Below are 1551 nucleotides of genomic sequence, written 5' to 3'. Positions count from 1 at the left end.
AGAACAACTAAATAACAAAACTTTTGCCTTGCCTACAGGACGCAGGTGCCTCCGGCTGAGCAGGACGCGGAAGCGATGTTTTCGCCAAAACTCTCTGGCAAGAACAGTAATAATTCAGTGTGATTTTAAAAACCAGAGTTAGCGCATTTCTTATCTAAACCTCAGGTTAAATCAGTAAAATTAGGTACTTAACATGAAGAAGGTTTTTATTTTTATTGCACTTGGTGCGCTTCAAGGGTGTGCCAATACCCACACAGTGGCAACAGCAGAGCAACAGTCATACTGTATCGGCAGTACTGCGGTGCAAAGTGAATTTAGCGATAAATTTTTGCCCATCCAAGACGACGCTTTACTTTCCAAGGCGATAGGAGCGCCATTGCAAGGTAAATTGTGTCAAGGAGCCGTTTATCAAAGCACCCACGACATTGTTGTGTACAGAGTATGGAACAGCACAAATCCAAAAAGCCAGTTTGGTCAATGGTGGTCATTTTCACGCCCATCTGGTTTCACAGCTGACTATCGCAAAGATTTTGAGATTTGCTACCAATGGTCACCTCTGGATAAGTTGGTAAAATGCACGTTAAAGGCTGGAACCAAAGTCGTGGTTGGCAATGGCCAAAGTGCAGAATGTTCGGAATATCTCAGTTATCCTGTTTCTGAGTCTCAGCAACTTTTTATTGTAGAAGCGCAAGACGCTATGCAGTATTGTGAAACCTACGATAGTGTGATGCGCTGGGAGTAATGCAGAGCGGTCATAATCCTAGTGCGGCTAATTTACGCACAAAGAGTAAGAGTGCAGGTAAGCCCTCTTACTTTATGTTGCTGCAAAGCGAAAGTACTCGTTACGAGCGAGTCAGCTTCTTGAGTGCGGATTTCGCTTCGCGTTTGAGTTTGTTGCTTGGCGTTTCCCGTATTACCGCTTGTAGCCATTGCCGGGCAATTTCACCCTTGTTTTGCTGTATGGCGATGGTTGCTAACTTAAATTTAACCTGACTCTTATCAGGCATATCATGACTAGGGGTCATGTTATTTAGGTATTGCTCTAACGCTTTTTGGCCTTCATCATAGTGCGCTTCAAGTTGCAGACTAACAGTCCCTATCAACACTAACGACAAGGCTTTGTATTTTTGTTGTGTTTTGGTTTGTGCTTTTATCTCGGTGGCTTGACGTAAATATGATAAGGCAAGTTGTGGCTTGTCTAATTCGTAGTACAGTGCACCTAAAGTATGATAAAGCGCAGGCTCTAGAGGGTATTGCTGTACTCCTTGTTCAAGTTCATAAGTAAACTTTGCTTGCTCGTCTAACCTTGCATACAGCCATAGCCGTGTTAATAGAGCAGAGAAAGCGTCTGTTTTTTCTAGTTTTTCAATGTGTCTTTTAGCTTCTTGCTTATCACCGCCAAACATCGACGGGGCATTAATGTAAAACTTGATGAGAGCGCTACGATAATCGGAGTGCTCTGGTGCAAGCTCAACAGCTTTGATAAGAGATTGCTTGAGGGGTTTGATATGTCCTGCAACACTAAAAATACTGGCTTGTTCAGCGATTTTT

Annotated in this window: 2 protein-coding genes; one reads left to right on the top strand and one right to left on the bottom strand. The window is 43.1% G+C overall.

Annotated features, from left to right (window positions below; genetic code table 11):
* The first annotated feature begins 193 nt into the window (after window positions 1-193).
* Window positions 194-742: a hypothetical protein gene (locus D9603_RS21480; protein WP_161972779.1), complete on the top strand. Its 549-nt coding sequence runs from the start codon at window positions 194-196 to the stop codon at window positions 740-742.
* A gap of 100 nt (window positions 743-842) precedes the next feature.
* On the opposite strand, the gene D9603_RS21475 is transcribed toward D9603_RS21480, so the two are convergent.
* A partial coding sequence (locus D9603_RS21475) for a hypothetical protein (protein WP_153188206.1) occupies window positions 843-1551 on the bottom strand: 709 nt, incomplete at its 5' end.

Source organism: Pseudoalteromonas sp. PS5 (assembly GCF_004103255.1).
GTDB classification, from domain to species: Bacteria; Pseudomonadota; Gammaproteobacteria; order Enterobacterales; family Alteromonadaceae; genus Pseudoalteromonas; species Pseudoalteromonas peptidolytica.
Note: the sequence above shows the minus strand (reverse complement) of the source record. Positions and strands in the feature narration are given on the sequence as shown.

Bases quoted from the DNA above. Each gene is read 5' to 3' on its own strand.
- D9603_RS21480 (WP_161972779.1), top strand. From the start codon at position 194: ATGAAGAAGGTTTTTATTTTTATTGCACTTGGTGCGCTTCAAGGGTGT.